This is a genomic window from Mesorhizobium australafricanum (assembly GCF_033977265.1).
In the GTDB taxonomy this organism is placed as follows: domain Bacteria; phylum Pseudomonadota; class Alphaproteobacteria; order Rhizobiales; family Rhizobiaceae; genus Mesorhizobium; species Mesorhizobium australafricanum.
In genome coordinates this window covers 419,151-435,849 of sequence record NZ_JAVIIT010000002.1, presented here as the reverse complement: position 1 = coordinate 435,849, position 16,699 = coordinate 419,151, and the positions used below count along the sequence as shown (strand labels likewise).

Genomic DNA, 16,699 nt, shown 5'->3' with positions numbered 1-16,699 from the left:
CCCAGCTTCTTTCTCCCCGTTCACGGGGAGAAATGTCCGGCAGGACAATGAGGGGCGGCGCCGACCTCGATAGGCCCTTTCCAGATTGGGAAAAAATGAACGCATTGCTCACATCCGCCGTGGCGGGACTGACGGCCGGGGGCACCTATGCCCTGCTCGGCGTCTGCGCCGTCTTCACCTATCGGCTCGTCGCCGTGGTGAACTTCACCGGGGCCGCGATCGGCGCCGCCGGCACTTTCGTGCTGATCGCGCTCTTCGAGGCCGGCTTCCCCATCTGGCCGTCGGTGCTGGCGGGCATCGCGGCGGGCACGCTGACCGGCGTGGCTATCGGCTATATCATGACCAGATGGTTCGGCGAGGCCGGCGCCTCGACCAAGGCGGCGGTGACGGTGGCGCTGCTGGTCGGGCTGATCGCCGTCGGGCTGCGCCTCACCGGCGGCCAGCATCCGCACAATATGCCGGATCTGTTCCCCGGCTCAGCTTTCCGCCTGGCAGGCGTCGAAGTAACCATCGCCTCGGTGCTCACCATCGGTCTGGCGGTGCTGTTCACCGTCCTCTCCGACCTCTTCCTCAACCGGACCAAGGTCGGCCTCAATCTGCGGGCGCTGGCCGACCGGCCGATGGCGGCGGAGCTGCTCGGCGTGCGCGTGCAGCTCCTGTCGCTGTTGGTGTGGGGCATGACGGGCGCCTTCACCACCTTCGCGCTGATGATCATCGCGCCGCAGCGCTCGCCGAACTTCATGACGCTCAGCCTGCTCGTGGTACCGGCGCTCGCCGCGGCGCTCATCGGCGTCTTCCGCAGCTTCTGGTGGACGCTGGCCGGCGGCATTGCGCTCGGCATCGTCGAAGGGCTGGCAAGCTCCATCGACAGCGTCAGCCAGTATCGCAGCGCCATCCCGTTCCTGGTGGTACTCGCCGTTCTCCTCTGGTCGCAGCGGGAGGCCCGCTGGGATGAAGCGCGCTAGTCTGAGAGCCTCGTTGATCCTCATCGTCCTGGCGCTCATCGCCGGCGGCGTGGCATATGTGGGCCTGCTGCCGTCCTATTGGGTGTTCCTTGCAACCTCGGTGCTGATTACCGGCGTCGCCTTGCAGAGCCTCGGTCTCGTTGCCGGCCGCACCGGCATGATCGCGCTCTGCCAGATGTCCTTCGCCGGCGTCGGCGCCTGGACGGTCGGCTATCTCAATCTCGCCGAGGCGCCGGGCGGCTTGGCCATATGGATCCTGGTCGGCGGCCTTGCGGCGGTGCCGTTCGGCGTTGCCATCGGCCTGCCGGCACTGAGGTTGCGCGGCATCAACCTCGCCATCGTCACGCTCTCTTTCGCCACCGCCTTCGACACCATCCTGGCCACCATGACCTATCCCGGCCAGACCGACTTCCTGCAGGTGCCGAGGCCGGAACTGTTCGACAGCGACGAGGGCTATTTCGTTTTCGTGCTGATCTTCTATGTGGCGATCGCCGTGGCGTTCGAAATCATCGGCCGCTCGCGGCTCGGCGGATCCTGGTTGGCCGTGCGTCACTCGGAGCGCGCCGCCGCCGCGCACGGCGTCAGCATCGCCACTGCCAAGCTCTCGGCCTTCGCGCTGAGCGCCTTCGTCGCCGGCATTTCCGGCGGCCTGCTCGCAGGCTATCTCGGCACGCTGGTCGCCGAGAATTTCGGCATGATGCAGTCGCTCTCGCTCTATGCGGTGTCGGTGATGACCGGCGCGCATTTTGCCGAGGGCGCGATCATCGGCGGCCTGCTGGTCGTCATGTTCCCCGAAATCCTGCGTCGGCTCGACTGGCCGCAGGACATCGGCAACGTTCTGTTCGCCATCGGCGCCACCCAGGCGCTATCGACCGGCGAGACGATGAGCGAAACCTTCCGGCGCCAGTTTCGCAAGCTGCTGCCGGCCCGCGCGCCGAAAGTGGCTGCCGCGTCTGCCTCGGAATTGCCGGCAGCAGTCGAGCGCCCCGCCGGCCCGGCGCTCACCATCGAGGGCCTGACAGTCCGCTATGGCAGCGTGGTCGCGCTGAACAATGTCAGCCTGAGCGTTGCCGCCGGCACGGTGGCTGGACTGATCGGCCCGAACGGCGCCGGCAAGTCGACCTTCATCGATGCGGTCGCCGGCTTCCTGTCTTCCTATCAGGGCAGTGTGCAGCTGGGAGGCGAGCCTCTCGAAGGCGTGCCGGCGCATCAGCGCGCCCGCGAAGGCGTGCGCCGCACCTGGCAGACCAACCGCATCGCGCCGGACCTCACCGTGGGCGGCTATCTGGCTTTAGCCGCCAAGGGCCTGTCGGCGAACGAGACCAAGGCGGTGCTCGACTGGCTGGACTGTCCGCGTCCCGACACGCTGGTTGCTACGGTCGATGCCGGCACCAGGCGGCTGCTCGACGTCGCCGGCGTTGTCGCCGCTCGACCGGCCGTGGTGCTGCTCGACGAGCCAGCCGCCGGCCAGTCGCATGAGGAAACGCTGCGGCTCGGCCAGCGTATCGCCGAGATCCCAAGGTTGTTCGGCTCGGCGGTGCTGCTGGTCGAGCACGACATGGACCTGGTGCGGGCGGTCTGCTCGGAGGTTACCGTGCTCGATTTCGGCCAGGTCATCGCCTCCGGACCGCCGGCCAAGGTGCTCGACGAGCGCGCGGTCAAGAAAGCTTATCTCGGCATCGAGGAAGAGAGCGTGGCGGCATGAGCAGGCTCGTCGTTTCCAACCTGTCGATCAACCGCGCCGAGCTGCCTGTCGTCACCTCGGTCGATCTCGTCGCCGAGAGCGGTGCGATCAGCGTCGTGCTCGGCACCAACGGCGCCGGCAAGACGACGTTGCTCGAAGGCCTGTCGGGCATCATCCCGGTTGCCGGAGGCACCATCGCCATTGATGGCCGCGAGCTCCAGAACGCGCGGCCGGGCGCCCGTTCGCGCGAAGGGCTTGCCCATGTCGAGCAAGGCCGCACCGTCTTCCGCCAGCTCACGACAGAAGAGAATTTGCGCGTCAGCCTGCATCCCGGCGCCGACATCGCGGAAGCCTATGCGCTGTTCCCCGAACTGGTGCAGCGCCACGCCGTGAAAGCGAGCCTGCTTTCCGGCGGCGAGCAGCAGATGCTGGTGATCGCGCGGGCGCTCCTCACCCGGCCGAAGGTGCTGCTGATCGACGAGATGTCGGCCGGTCTCGCCCCGGTCATCGTCACGCGGCTGATGACGGCCGTGCGCAAGCTCGCCGATGACGGTCTGGCCGTCGTGCTGGTCGAGCAGTTCGCCGCGTTGGCACTGTCGATCGGCAACCGCGCCTACGTCATGCGCCGCGGCCGGGTGGTCTACGACGGCGACTGCGCGAAGCTTCGGCAATCGCCGGATGAGCTGCATCGGCTTTATCTGGGGGCGGAAAGCGCTGTGCCGGCCTGACCGGTACTGTCAGGAGAGCAACGCAACGTTAGACAATGTCTCGATTTTGCGGCGGCTGGAGCTACACCAGCGCGCCGCAAACGGCTATCAATCGTCGCGAAATCATGCTTCGGGGTGGTGAGAGGCGCGCGGCTTGCAGCTGGATTTGAAAACAATCGAGGCTTTGGCCCCCGATCAGGCCTCGCTTGGCGCCGCCGCCAAGCTGACCAAACGGTCGAATTGGCCCCGGCTTGAGGCGCATGAGCAGCTGCCGTTGATCTGGGGTGAATGCCAGGGCTCCGGCTCGAATCCCTATCGGGTTGCATTCGATACCTCCGATCACGGCTATAAATGCACCTGTCCCTCACGAAAATTTCCGTGCAAGCACATATTGGCGCTGGCCTGGATCGGCGCCACCGCGCCGGCCAGCTTCGCGCGCGTCGACCAGACGCCCGACTGGGTCAACGACTGGCTCGGCCGGCGCCGCAAGCCCGGCCAATCTCCGATGCAAGCGACGGCCAACTCTGAAGGCAAAAGCATCAACGAGGCGTCGCGGCCCGCGGAAAGCGCGCCGGTCGAGGACGCCGCTGCCGAACGCCGCGAGGCGGCGCAGCGCAAGCGGGCGGAGGACACGCGCAGCGCGGTTTCCGCCGCGCTCGACGAGCTCGACCAGTGGATCGCCGACCAGCTGCGCCTCGGTCTTGCCGGCTTTGTCGATGCCTCGAGCGAGCGCTGCCGCCGCATCGCGGCACGGCTTGTCGATCTGAAGGCGACGGCGCTGGCCGGCCGCATCGACGAATTGCCGGCGCGGCTGATGGCGCTGCGCAGCGAAGAGCGGCCGGACGCCGCGATCCGCGAATTGGGCAAGCTGGTGCTGCTCGCCAAGGCCTGGCGCGCGGCGCCCGACGATGCCGAGCTGAAGCGCCAGGTCTCGACATCGGAGACGCGCGACCAGATCCTCGCCAATCCTGATGCGGTCCCGGTCGAGAGCGACTGGGAGGTGCTCGGCGAGAAGATCGAGACGCGCCGCGACGGCTTGGTCAGCCACGCAACCTGGCTGCTCGATCTGAAGAACGCGGTGCCGCGATTTGCCGTGCTGCTCGATTTCTTCCCGGCCTCGGCAGGGCGGCGGTCCGGCGCTTTCGCGCCGGGGGACCGCTTCAAGGCGAGGCTGGTGTTTTATCCGTCACGCAATCCGCTGCGGGCGCTGGTCGCGGAACGGCTGGGCGATGCGGCGCCGGGCAGTTGGCCTTCCTTCGCGCCGGACACGGCCGGCGATCCGCTGGCCGCTTACGCCGCTTTCCAGGATGGCGCACCATGGCTTGCCGATTGCCCTGTCATCCTGCCGGCCGGCGTGATCGCGCTGGACGAAAAGGATAGCGCCTGGTGGCAAGCGGCGAACGATCCGCATGGTATGGCCCTGCCTGTCGCAGGCTCCGTCAACCAGACTTTGCTCGGCCTCGATCTCACGACGACGGCGGCACTCTGGAACGGCGCCAGGCTCGAGCTTCTGGCGTCGCAAAGCAGCATCGGGAGGCTCGACCTGTCATGAACGAACTCGATCAGGCAGGGCTTGCACGGTTGCGCGACGGTTGGATTTCTGGCGGCGCCGCTTTCGAGCTTGCTCCCGCTGAATGGAAGGAGGTCGCCGCGGCTTCCAGCCCCGACGAGCAGGAGCGGCGTCTGTTGGCCATCGCCGCGCAGGCGCTCGATGTAGCGCTTCGCCCTGCGGCGCCGAAAGCTTTGAAGCGCCGTCCGCCGCTGCCGGTGCTGGCTTTGCCGATGCTTCCCGATCGGCTGCGCCCGCCGCTGCGGGCCGCGCTGAAGCAAGCCGCCGATGCGAGGCGCAAGGCGCAGGTCGTCAAGCTGATCGCCAGCCGCGGCTTCGTCTCCCATCCGATGGACTGGATGCCCGCCGCATCCGACCAGACCGCCCCGGACGTTTACGCGCCCTGGATCGACTGGCAGGCGAGCGCCGAAGAGGAACGGCTCTCGCATGAGAAGCTCACCTTGCAGAACTGGGCCGAGTTCTATCCGGCCGCGCGGCGCGTCGCGCTGGCGGGGATGCGCAGGATCGAACCGGCGGTGGCCAGGCTGCTGATCGAGGCCAAGGGGCCGGCGGAAACGGCCGAGGTCAGGCTGCCGCTGGTCGAGCTCATCCGCATCGGCCTCGGCCCGGACGACGCGCCCTTCCTGAAAAGCCTCGCCACCGATCGCTCTCCCAAGGTCCGTGAGCTGGCTGGCCGCATGCTGGCGATGCTCGGCCAGCACGGCGAAGGCGGCGCGGATGTCCCCGTGGCGGAACTCGCCGGTTTCATCGAGGAAGGCAAAGCTGGCTTCATCCGCCGCCGCACGACTTTCGGCCCGGCGAAAACCAAATCGCATGCGCAAGAGCAGCGCCGCGCCGAGCTGTTCGAACTCTGCAACCTGGTCGATTTGGCTGCCCGCTTTGGCGTGACGGAGATCGACTTCATCACCGGCTGGCAGTTCGGCACCGACAACAATGCCGACATCCTTCTCTCGCGCATGGTCGCCGCCTCGGGCAGCGATGCAGTAGTTGCGCATATGGCCGACACACTTGTCGCAGCGGGCGGTAAGCCGGCGCTCTTGGTGCTGCATCTGGCACCGCGCCTCGACGGCGGCCGCCAGCGCGCCCTCATTCGCCAGATCGTCAAGGACGCGCAGTTTCCCGCCGCGCTCGGCCAGGCGCAGGGCATCGAGGCCGGCTGGCTGGGCTGGGACGACCTTTCAAACGGACGCTTCCTCGCCGTCCTCCGCGACGGCATCTCTGCAAAGGAAGATCCGCCGCGACGGGCAGCCGAGGATGTCGTCGAAACGATCGGCTATCTGGCCACCGCGCCTGCAGCTGCGCGGTTCATCGACGAGGTCGTCGCCGCCGGCCTGCCGCCGGCTTCGCCATCGCTCAGCCTGCTGCGGCTCAACGCGGCGCTGACCGAAAACCCTTCCCAATCCGACAGATGATCAATCCGGAGATGATCGCATGAACGCAGCCATCCGCCTTCCCGCCGAACAAGTCTATGCCGCCGAATTGCAGGCGCTCGCGCGCGGCGACGACCGCCAGAAGCCAGCCGGCTGGAGTCTGTCGCCCAAGGCCGTGCTGACCTATCTGATGGGCGGCAAGGCAAGCGACGGCACGGTGATTTCGCCGAAATATGTTGGCCGCCGGCAATTGATGGAAACGGCGGTCGCCACGCTTGCGACCGACCGGGCGCTGCTTCTGCTCGGCGTTCCCGGAACGGCAAAATCCTGGGTGTCGGAGCATCTCGCCGGCGCCATCATGGGCAATTCAACGCTGGTCGTGCAGTGCACCGCCGGCACCGACGAGAACCAGATCCGCTATGGCTGGAACTATGCCCAGCTTTTGGCAAAGGGGCCGAGCCAGGAGGCGCTGGTGCCGACGCCGCTCTACCGCGCCATGCAGGAAGGCAAGCTCTGCCGCCTGGAAGAGCTGACCCGCATGGGCTCCGACGTGCAGGACACGCTGATCACCGTGCTGTCGGAAAAGATGATGCCGGTGCCGGAGCTGAACACCTCGATCTACGCGCAGCGCGGCTTCAACATCGTCGCCACCGCCAACAATCGCGACAAGGGCGTCAACGAGCTCTCCTCGGCGCTGAAGCGGCGCTTCAACGTCGTGGTGCTGCCTTTGCCGGACGACATGGCGGAAGAAGTTTCGATCGTTTCCCGGCGCGTCGGCGAGATGGCCGGCGGGCTGGACCTGCCAGTGCCGAAGAATGTCGGCGAGGAGATCGCCCGCGTGCTCACCATTTTCCGCGAGCTGCGTTCCGGCTCGACCGCGGACGGCAAGGTAACGCTGAAGACGCCGTCGGGCTCGCTCTCCACCGCCGAAGCGATCGCCACGATGGTCAGCGGCCTCAGCCAGGCGGCATGGTTCGACGATGGCAAGCTCCACGCCGGAGGTCTGGCGCCGAGCCTCGTCGGCGCGATCGTCAAGGACCCGGTGCAGGACAAGGTGGTGCTGGAGGAATATCTGGAGACGGTGCTGAAGAAGCGTCCGGACTATGCCGGCTATTACGCGGCGCTCAACGCGGCCATCTGAACCATGACGCAAGGCGGCATCAGCTATTTCGGCATTCGCCATCACGGGCCGGGCTCCGCCGAGAGCCTGGTCAAGGCGTTGCAGGAATTGCAGCCCGTCGCCGTGTTGATCGAAGGGCCGGTCGATGCCTCGCCGCTGCTGCCGCTGCTCGCCAGTCCCGACATGAAGCCACCGGTGGCGCTGCTTTGCTACCCGGAAGACGACCCTGCTGAGACCAGCTTCTGGCCCTTCGCCGAGTTCTCGCCGGAATATCAGGCGGCGTTATGGGCCGTCGCCAACAAGGCGGCGTTGCGCTTCATCGATCTGCCGTCGGCCGCGCGGCTCGCCGAGAAGACGGCTGAAGGTTCGACCGACACTGATGCCGGCGAAGCAGAGCCCACGGAAGAGCAGGGCGAAGAGCCCACGCGCATCCAGGATCCGATAGGCACTCTGGCGCGCGCCGCGGGCTATGAGGATGGCGAGAGCTGGTGGTCTGACATCATCGAGCAGAATCCCGAACCCGGCCCGATCTTCGCGGCCATCGCCGACGCGATGACGACGCTGCGCGACGGCGAGGGCGCGATCGGCAAATTCGAGGCGATGCGCGAGGCGCATATGCGCCTTGAGATCGCCGCCGCGCGAAAAGAGTTCGACGGGCCGCTGGCGGTCGTTTGCGGTGCCTGGCATGTGCCGGCTTTGCAAGCGGCGCACACGCAAAAGAGCGACCAGGCGCTGCTGAGGGGCATCGGCCGGCGCAAGACCACGATGACTTTCGCGCCATGGACCGCACCGCGCCTGGCGCTGGGTTACGGCTATGGCGCCGGCGTCGTCGCGCCTGGATGGTGCAAGCATCTGTGGCAGACGCGCGGGCAGGACGATGCCTCTATCCTGTGGCTGGCGCGGATCGCCTCGGTGCTGCGGGCCAAGGGCCACATGATTTCCATCGCCTCCCTGATCGAGGCGGAGCGTCTGGCGCGCGCGCTCGCCGCCATCCGCGAGCGGCCGAAGCCGGGCTTCGAGGAATTGCGCGACGCTTCGATCTCGGCGCTCTTCAACGGTGAGGCCTTGCTGTGGAAGATGGTCGAGGCTGAGCTGCTGCTCGGCGCCGATGTCGGCGAGATCCCGCCCGACACGCCGCTTGCGCCGCTGATCGACGATTTGCAGCGCAACCAGAAGGCCGCGCGGCTGAAACCTGAAGCGCTGGAGCGGGAGCTTTCGGTCGACCTCCGCAGCGAGAGCGGACTGTTTCGCTCGACATTGCTGCACCGGCTGAACGTACTCGGCGTCAGCTGGGGCAGGCTGACGGATGTCGGGCGCAGCCGCGGCACGTTCCGCGAGCGTTGGATGCTGGCCTGGCAGCCGGAATACGCCGTCCGCTTGGTCGAAAACCTGGTCTATGGCCCGACCATCGAGAAGGCCGCCAATGGCCGCCTGATCCAGATGATCGGCGCCGCTGCGACACTCGACGCTCTGGCCACGCTGGTCCAGAGCGCGATCACGGCGGCGTTGAGCGAAGCATCCGCTGCCGGCCTTACCGCGCTTGAGGAAAGGGCCGCGCACAGCAGCGAGTGCCTGGAGCTGTTGGCCTCGGTGCCGCCGCTGGCCGACATCATCCGCTACGGCGAAGCGCGCAAGACCGAGACGGAGCGGCTCGCCGGCCTGCTGGAGCGGCTGATCATCGAGGGTTCCATCGCGCTGCCTTACGCGGCGCGCGATCTCGATGCGCAGGTCGCCGCCGCGCTGATGGGCGCGTTGCGCAAGGCCGACGAGGCGATCAAGCTGGTCGAGCCGGACGAACACGTGCTGGAAGCCTGGCGTAACGGGCTGGCGGCCGTGCTCGATTCGTCTCGCTCGACGGCGCTGGTCGCCGGCTGCGCCGCGCATCTGCTCTACGAGGCGGGGCGGCTCTCCGCAGAGGCGACCGCCGATCTTCTGGCAAGGCGCCTGTCGCCTGGAACGCCTGTTCTCGATGCCGCCGCCTTCTTCGAAGGTTTTTTCAGCGGCGCCGGCCAGCGGCTGATCTATGACGAAGGCTTGCGCGGCGCCGTCGATGCCTGGCTGGGGTCGCTCGACGAGGAGGCTTTCGTGGCGCATCTGCCGCTACTGCGCCGCGTCTTTTCCAATCTCGACAGCATGGAGCGCCGGCGGCTGATCGAGGCCGTGCTCGGCAAGAGAGCGAGCCTGCCCGCCGGGCTTACGCCCGCGCCTGACGGTGGCGCGGCGTGGCGCAGGCATTTCGCTCTTCTCGGCAAATTGCTCGCGGGGGAGGCCAGCCATGGTTGATGAAGCCACCGGGCCGGAGCTCGATCCGACCGGAGACAACAGGGAGCGCCGCTGGCGGCTGGCGATCGGCGCCGACGACGCGACATCATCGGCGCTGTCGGCTGAGGACCGGCGCCTATCGGCGGCGCTCGACGCGCTCTATGGCGACGGCAGCGGCGACACCGCCGGCGACCCGCGCAAGCGGCGCGGCGGGCTCGGCCGCTCGGCGCCGCGCGTCGCGCAATGGATGGGCGACATCCGCTCCTTCTTCCCCGAGCAGGTCGTCCAGGTCGTGCAGAAGGACGCCTTCGAGCGCCTGAACCTGAAGCAGATGCTGATGGAGCCGGAATTCCTCAAGGCGATCGAGGCCGACGTCAATCTCGTCGCCGACCTGATCTCGTTGCGCTCGGCAATGCCGGACAAGACCAAGGACATCGCCAGGTCCATCATTTCCGACATTGTCGCCAAGCTGATGCAGCGCCTCGAGCAGAAGACCGCCGAGGCGATCCGCGGCGCGCTCGACCGTTCCAGGCGCACCAACCGGCCGCGCCAACGCGACATTGACTGGCCACGCACCATCACGGCGAACCTTCGCCACTACCAGCCGGAGCACAAGACCGTCGTGCCGGAAAGACTGGTCGGCTTCATGCGGCGCCAGCGCCGCCTGGTCGATCTCGACGAGGTAACGCTCTGCGTCGACCAGTCCGGCTCGATGGCAAGCTCGGTCATCTATGCCTCAATCTTCGCCGCGGTGATGGCTTCGCTGCCGGTGGTGCGGACGAAACTCGTCTGCTTCGACACCGCGATCGTCGACCTGACGGAAGAGCTCAGCGACCCGGTAGAGGTGTTGTTCGGCGTCCAACTCGGCGGCGGCACCGACATCAACCAGGCGGTCGCCTATTGTGCCGAACGCATCGAGCGGCCGACCAAGGCGCATTTCGTGCTGATCACCGACCTCTACGAAGGCGGCAACGGCAAGGAGCTTCTGCAAAGGCTGGCGGCGCTCGTCCGTTCGGGCGTCAATGTCATCGTGCTGCTCGCGCTCACCGACCAGGGGCGTCCGGGCTACGATCCGTCGATGGCCGGTTCGGTCGCGGCGCTGGGCATCCCCGTCTTTGCCTGCACGCCCGATCATTTTCCGGACATGATGGCTGCGGCGCTGCGCCGCGAGGACATCGGCGCCTGGGCGGCCGGAGCCGACATCAAGCTCATCCGGGCGGACGCCGAAACGCCAAACGCGGCCGAGTAAACCTGCCGCTTGCGCTCAGAACGGTTTTTCGCCGATCACCTCGAAGCGCTCGACTTCGCAGTGCTCGCCGACCAGCGCCAGGACGTCCGTCGAAGGTTCGACCGCGTCGGGTTGTCTCCATTGGACATTGAAGGAAAACACGAAACGGTCGCGGTCGGCATCGTGCTCCACGCCGACGAAGCGCGCGTCATAGCCGAGTGGTCGTATCATCTCTTGGAGATCAGGCGGCGAGTTCTTCGGCCATGAAACCGACAGGATCGCCTTGTGGTCGCGGGGGATCTTCAGATCGACCCATTTCAGGGCCTGCAACGTCACCAGGGTCAGCACCGTTGCGATCCCGCCGAGGCCGAACTGGCCGCCGCCGAAGGCCAGCCCGATCATCGTCATGATCCACATCGTGGCGGCGGTGGTGACCCCGGTGACCAGATCGCCGCGCCGCAGGATGGCGCCGCCGCCGATGAAGCCGACGCCGGTGAGCACGCCGAGCGCGAAGCGCATCACGTCCATGCGCACAAAAGAGTCCGGCGCTTTGCCGGAGATATCGAGCAGCATGTTGGCCTGAACCATGGCCACACAAGCCGCCAAACCGACCAATATGGTGGTGCGCAGCCCGGCGGAATGACCGCGGGCTTCCCGGTTCAGGCCGATGAGGAAGCCGGCGAGCAATGTCAGCAGCAGTCGCCCGACAAGATCCGGCCAGGTCGGGTGAAGCGGCATGTCGCAGCAAAGCGGCTCGAACATCTGAGACGTTCAACCAATCAGAGCCGGGGATGGTTCCCTGGTCAACGCCTCGGGCATCTGCACCGCCTTCAATGCGCGGCGAGGCTGACCATCAGCGCCAGCACCATGATGCCGACCAACCCGGCGATGAAAATGATGCGGCGGGTACGCGTGCGCAGGATGATCTCGCCCTGTCGCGCGTCCTGGCCTGAAAAGACCGGTCCTTCGCTGTCGCGATCCTTGCTCATGAAGCGCTCCTTCCCAGCGGGTGAGCGCGGGAGGTATCAGAACAGGAACCGATCTGCCGGCGTGTGGTTCCGCCGAATTCCTATCGGCTGAAAGTGTTCCCGCGACCGGATTCGGTCGGTCGCGGGAAATTGTCAGTTAGCCGAATTTCGGATCCAGGCTGCCCGATTTGTAGCGCTTGGCCATGTCCGCCAACGGGATCGGCTTGATCTTCGGCGCGTTGCCGGCGGTGCCGAACTGCTCGAAGCGCTCCTTGCAGAGCTTCTTCATCGCCGCCATGGCTGGCGTCAGATATTTGCGCGGGTCGAACTCCGACGGATTCTCGGTCAGCACCTTGCGGATCGCGCCGGTCAGCGCCATGCGGTTGTCGGTGTCGATGTTGATCTTGCGCACGCCGTGCTTGATGCCACGCTGGATTTCCTCCACCGGCACGCCCCAGGTCGGCTTCATCTGGCCGCCATATTTGTTGATGATCTCCTGCAGGTCCTCCGGCACCGAAGACGAGCCGTGCATGACGAGATGCATGTTGGGCAGACGGCGGTGGATCTCCTCGATCACGTTCATCGCCAGCACCGCGCCGTCCGGCTTGCGCGAGAATTTATAGGCGCCGTGGCTGGTGCCCATGGCAACGGCCAGCGCATCGACATGCGTGTCGCGCACGAACTGCTCAGCCTGCACCGGGTCGGTCAAAAGCTGATCGTGGCTGATCGCGCCTTCGACGCCGTGGCCGTCTTCCTGCTCGCCGCCGCCGCTCTCCAGCGAGCCCAGCACGCCGATCTCGCCTTCCACCGACACGCCACCCCAATGCGCCATGTCGACGACGCGGCGCGTGATGCCGGAATTATAGGGATAGTCGGCCGGCGACTTGCCGTCTTCCTTCAGCGAGCCGTCCATCATCACCGAAGTGAAGCCGTACTGGATCGCGGTGACGCAGGTCGCTTCGTTGTTGCCGTGGTCGAGATGCATGCAGACCGGGATGTCGGGATGGATCTCGACCAGCGCGTCGATCAGCTTGGCCAGCACCACGTCATTGGCGTAGGCGCGCGCGCCGCGGCTGGCCTGCAGGATGACCGGCGACTTGGTCTCCTCGGCCGCCTCCATGATGGCGAGGCCCTGTTCCATGTTGTTCATGTTGAAGGCCGGCACGCCATAGCCGTGTTCGGCGGCATGGTCGAGCAATTGTCTCAGTGTGATGCGAGCCACCCAATAGTCTCCTGTATTTGGTTGCAGGCTGGTCAGGCTAGGCCCAACCCATTTGCTTCTGGCCGGATTTCCGACGGACCGCAACCACTCTCGTTGCGGCCCTGAAATCCAAATCGGTTTAGTTCCGGCGCACCGGTCGGGCTCAGGCGGCGATGCGTGCGCGCGCGGCAAGGATTTCGAAGCAGGCTCTCGCCGCTTCCTTGCCCTTGACCTCGAAATGCTCGTGGAAGAAGCGGTGATGCTCGACGCTGTCATGGTAGTTGTGTGGCGTCAGCACGGCCGACAGCACCGGCACGCCGGTCGCAAGCTGCACATTCATCATGCCATCCAGAACGGCACCCGCCACGAAGTCGTGGCGATAGATGCCGCCATTGACGACGAAAGCGGTGCCGAGGATCGCCGCATAGCGGTCGGTCTCGGCCAGCGTCTTGGCGTGCAACGGGATCTCGTAGGCTCCCGGCACGTCGAAGACATCGACGGTGAAGCCGCCGAGCGCGGCAAGCTCCGCCTCGAACGCCGTCACGCACTGGTCGACGATGTCGGCATGCCAACGCGCCCGGATGACGGCCACGCGACGGTATGGTTGGTCTTTGGGGAAATGCTGATTCATGGGTCCTTCCTTCCGTTTCGAACCAGAATCAGGACGCACGACGCAAAATGCGGCCCGCGCGAGCGGACCGTCTTCTGCGATCGTTCTCTTTCATCCGGACTGTAACCGTCGGCCCCGGAATTGCACCGGATCTGCTGACCTTTCCGACAGGCTGGAAAGCGCTCGCGGGCTTGGGTCCCGCGCATGACCCCGAAAACCGGAACCCGGTTTTCGGAAAGGAATCATGCGCAACTAGGAGTCCTTACCGCCGGTGGGGACTTTCACCCCGCCCTGAGAACATTGACGCAGGTTTTATGAGAGAGCAGGGCGGCGCTGTCAATTGGCGGCTGGCCAATCTCCCCCCTCGTGGGGGAGATGACCGGTAGGCCAGAGGGGGCTGTCCGCCGGCGTATGCCGTTTGGCTTGGTGCCTCAACTGCACTTCGTCATCCTCGGGCTTGACCCGAGGATCCAAAGCCGTGACTTTGGACGTAGAGTGCAGCGGCGCAGAATTCTGTAACCATTGCAAAGCCTTAGCGTCACGGCATGGATTTCTAGGGTCTGCGCGCGTCGCTTCGCTGCTTGCTCCGCCCTAGGATGACGACTGCAATGGTTCGTGTCCCACATTTGCGAGGAGATCAGCCAATCACTCGCGCTCCGGGAACATCGCCTTCAGCCCCTCGCGCGAGGCCTTCGCCACGCCGCGCTCGGTGATCAACCCTGTCACCAGCCGCGCCGGCGTTACGTCGAAGGCAGGGTTCGCCGCCGGCGTCGCGTCGGGCGAGACGCGCACCTGGGCAATCTTGCCGTCCGCTGTCTTGCCCCAGACCAGCGAAACCTCGTCGCCGGAGCGCTCCTCGATCGGGATTTCGGCAAGCCCGTCGGCCACGGTCCAGTCGATGGTGGGCGACGGCAGCGCGACATAGAAGGGTACGTGATTGTCGGCGGCGGCGAGCGCCTTCAGATAAGTGCCGATCTTGTTGCAGACGTCGCCGTTTGCCGTGGTGCGGTCGGTGCCGACGATCACCATGTCGATGTCGCCATGTTGCATCAGATGGCCGCCGGCATTGTCGACGATCAGCGTGTGCGGCACGCCATGGCCGGCCATCTCCCAGGCGGTCAGCTGGGCGCCCTGGTTGCGCGGCCTGGTCTCGTCGACATAGACATGCACCGGAATGCCAGCCTCGGTCGCCAGATAGATCGGCGCGGTGGCGGTGCCGTAGTCGACCGTCGCCAGCCAGCCGGCATTGCAATGAGTGAGGATGTTGACGCTCTCGCCCGGCTTCTTCTTCGCCGCGATCTCCCTGATGATGGCAAGGCCGTTCTCGCCGATGGCGCGGTTCAGCCCCACGTCCTCATCGGCGATTTCGGCGGCGCGCCGATAAGCGGCGTCCGCGCGCTCGCCCGGCGCGAGCGGCTTCAGAAAGCGCCGCATCTCCTCCAGCGCCCAGCGCAGATTGATCGCGGTCGGCCGCGTCCTGTGCAGCGTCTCCCACACCGCGTCGAGCGCCTCGTCCGAAGGATCGTCCGTCATCTGGATGGCGACGCCATAGGCGGCGGTGACGCCGATCAGCGGCGCGCCGCGCACCCACATGTCGCGGATCGCGGTGGCGATGCCGGCGACGCTTCCTATGGTCTCGACACGGAATTCATGCGGCAGCCAGCGCTGGTCGATGATCTCGACCGAACGCTTGTCGTCGCTGAGCCAGATGGTGCGATAGTGGCGTTCGCCGACGTTCAAAGGCTCGTCTCCTGTTCGATCAGCGCGGCCAGCTTGTTGACCTCGTCGATGCTGTGGATGTGGCGCCGATTGACGGCGATGTGGCGGCCGAAGCGCAAAGCCTTGGCCTCACATGTGGCGCGCAGGTCTTGATCGGCAATGGTCTCGAAATCGGCATTGTGGGCGAGGCCGAGGATGCGCCGGTGCACCTCGATGCCGGCAAAGCCGAGCAGGTCGGTCCAGATGCCGGAAAGCATGTGGTCGAGCGCCTGTTCGGATGCGAGCAGGTCGCCCTGATCCTCGAACAGGCTTTTCTGGTAGAGCATGCCGGTGCGCTCGGTCCGCCACAGATGGGAGAACTCGGCGCGGAACACGGCCCAGGTCTCGGCCGTGACCTCAAGCAGGTAGGCGCGCATCGAGTCCCGGCTGCCTTTCTCCTCATGGCCACGCTGCGAGAAGAAGGCCATCCAGAAATTGGCCAGCAGCATGCCGACATCGAAGGCGATCGGGCCGTAGAAGGCGAATTCCGGATCGATCATCCGGGTCTCTGTGTCGGTCACCATGATCGAGCCGGAATGCAGGTCGCCATGCAGCATTGTTTCGGCATTGGCGGCGAAAAGATGCTTCAGCCGCTGTGCCTCGACCTTGAGGTCGCGATCAGCGCGCAGTTCGGCCACCAGGCCGTCGAGCTGCGGGCTGGTGTGCCGGTTCATCCTGGCGTCGAAATACGGATCGGAAAACACCAGGTTCTCGGTGATGTCGCAGAGCTCGACATTGTCGGCGAATAAAGCGAGATCGGCCTTGCGATCCTTTGCCACCATCGCCAGGTCCGAGCCGCGGAACAGCGTGCGGGCCATGAACAGGCCGATGTCGCGCGCGATGTTCGGCAATTCGCGGCCGTCGATCAGCGCGCGCCTGAGAATAATGTGTGGCGGCGCCAGATATTCCATGACGATAAGCGCCTGTGTTTCGTCGAAATGGTAGATCGCCGGCACCGAGCCAGGCGCACGGCGCTCCTGCCTCGTCAGCGCATGATACTCGAAGAAGGAGCGCTTCAGGGGCAGCGGCCAGCTGTCGCCGACCAGCCGCACATAGGGGAGCGCCTGTTTCACCACCGCCGCGCCCTGGTCGCCCTCGACGATGAAGACGAGGTTGAGATTGCCATCGCCGACCTCGCGGACCTTCCAGCGGCTGGCGTCCTTGCCGATGCGCTCGGTCAGCGCCGCTGTCTCGCCAAGGCGCTTCGGCAGCGTCTCCGCCGACAATGCTTCGAACTTCCCGGTCATTCTCTCCCC

At 66.0% G+C, this 16,699-nt stretch carries 14 protein-coding genes and 1 riboswitch; of the genes, 8 read left to right on the top strand and 6 right to left on the bottom strand.

Annotated elements, in window-relative coordinates; translation table 11 throughout:
- Positions 1–95: 95 nt before the first annotated feature.
- The 8 genes from RFM98_RS05530 (at position 96) to RFM98_RS05495 (ending at position 10,927) form a co-directional block, all read left to right on the top strand.
- A complete protein-coding gene (locus tag RFM98_RS05530) occupies positions 96–965 on the top strand; it encodes a branched-chain amino acid ABC transporter permease (protein ID WP_320307887.1) in 870 nt (289 codons plus the stop codon).
- On the top strand, positions 952–2,670 hold the full coding sequence (locus RFM98_RS05525; protein WP_320307886.1) for a branched-chain amino acid ABC transporter ATP-binding protein/permease: 1,719 nt from the start codon (positions 952–954) through the stop codon (positions 2,668–2,670). Before RFM98_RS05530 ends, RFM98_RS05525 begins: the two co-directional genes overlap by 14 nt.
- The gene (locus RFM98_RS05520) at positions 2,667–3,377 is read left to right on the top strand and encodes an ABC transporter ATP-binding protein (RefSeq protein ID WP_320307885.1); all 711 of its coding nucleotides are present in this window, start codon (positions 2,667–2,669) and stop codon (positions 3,375–3,377) included. The genes RFM98_RS05525 and RFM98_RS05520 overlap by 4 nt, the downstream gene beginning before the upstream one ends.
- Before the next feature lie 145 nt (positions 3,378–3,522).
- Positions 3,523–4,908: an SWIM zinc finger family protein gene (locus RFM98_RS05515; protein WP_320307884.1), complete on the top strand. Its 1,386-nt coding sequence runs from the start codon at positions 3,523–3,525 to the stop codon at positions 4,906–4,908.
- On the top strand, positions 4,905–6,338 hold the full coding sequence (locus RFM98_RS05510; RefSeq protein WP_320307883.1) for a DUF5691 domain-containing protein: 1,434 nt from the start codon (positions 4,905–4,907) through the stop codon (positions 6,336–6,338). The genes RFM98_RS05515 and RFM98_RS05510 overlap by 4 nt, the downstream gene beginning before the upstream one ends.
- A 19-nt stretch (positions 6,339–6,357) precedes the next feature.
- The gene (locus RFM98_RS05505; protein ID WP_320307882.1) at positions 6,358–7,437 is read left to right on the top strand and encodes an ATP-binding protein; all 1,080 of its coding nucleotides are present in this window, start codon (positions 6,358–6,360) and stop codon (positions 7,435–7,437) included.
- A gap of 3 nt (positions 7,438–7,440) precedes the next feature.
- Positions 7,441–9,699 carry a DUF5682 family protein gene (locus tag RFM98_RS05500; RefSeq protein ID WP_320307881.1) on the top strand — a complete coding sequence of 753 codons (2,259 nt, stop codon included), beginning with the start codon at positions 7,441–7,443 and terminating at the stop codon, positions 9,697–9,699.
- Positions 9,692–10,927 (top strand): VWA domain-containing protein, encoded by a 1,236-nt coding sequence (locus RFM98_RS05495; protein ID WP_320307880.1) that lies wholly within the window; start codon positions 9,692–9,694, stop codon positions 10,925–10,927. The genes RFM98_RS05500 and RFM98_RS05495 overlap by 8 nt, the downstream gene beginning before the upstream one ends.
- 15 nt (positions 10,928–10,942) lie before the next feature.
- Here RFM98_RS05495 and RFM98_RS05490 read toward each other — a convergent pair whose 3' ends face one another.
- From RFM98_RS05490 to mtnK, 6 genes are all read right to left on the bottom strand, one after another.
- Positions 10,943–11,668: an MgtC/SapB family protein gene (locus RFM98_RS05490; RefSeq protein ID WP_320307879.1), complete on the bottom strand. Its 726-nt coding sequence runs from the start codon at positions 11,666–11,668 to the stop codon at positions 10,943–10,945.
- A gap of 68 nt (positions 11,669–11,736) precedes the next feature.
- Positions 11,737–11,895, bottom strand: coding sequence for a peptide ABC transporter permease (locus RFM98_RS05485; RefSeq protein WP_320307878.1), 159 nt, complete (start codon positions 11,893–11,895; stop codon positions 11,737–11,739).
- A 136-nt stretch (positions 11,896–12,031) separates the two neighbouring features.
- On the bottom strand, positions 12,032–13,096 hold the full coding sequence (fba, locus tag RFM98_RS05480; protein ID WP_320307877.1) for a class II fructose-bisphosphate aldolase: 1,065 nt from the start codon (positions 13,094–13,096) through the stop codon (positions 12,032–12,034).
- A gap of 142 nt (positions 13,097–13,238) precedes the next feature.
- Positions 13,239–13,706 (bottom strand): 6,7-dimethyl-8-ribityllumazine synthase, encoded by a 468-nt coding sequence (locus RFM98_RS05475; RefSeq protein WP_320307876.1) that lies wholly within the window; start codon positions 13,704–13,706, stop codon positions 13,239–13,241.
- 78 nt (positions 13,707–13,784) lie between these two features.
- A riboswitch (FMN riboswitch) is annotated at positions 13,785–13,988 on the bottom strand.
- A 342-nt stretch (positions 13,989–14,330) separates the two neighbouring features.
- The gene (mtnA, locus tag RFM98_RS05470; RefSeq protein WP_320307875.1) at positions 14,331–15,425 is read right to left on the bottom strand and encodes an S-methyl-5-thioribose-1-phosphate isomerase; all 1,095 of its coding nucleotides are present in this window, start codon (positions 15,423–15,425) and stop codon (positions 14,331–14,333) included.
- Positions 15,422–16,690 (bottom strand): S-methyl-5-thioribose kinase, encoded by a 1,269-nt coding sequence (mtnK, locus tag RFM98_RS05465; protein ID WP_320307874.1) that lies wholly within the window; start codon positions 16,688–16,690, stop codon positions 15,422–15,424. Before mtnK ends, mtnA begins: the two co-directional genes overlap by 4 nt.
- Positions 16,691–16,699 lie beyond the last annotated feature (9 nt).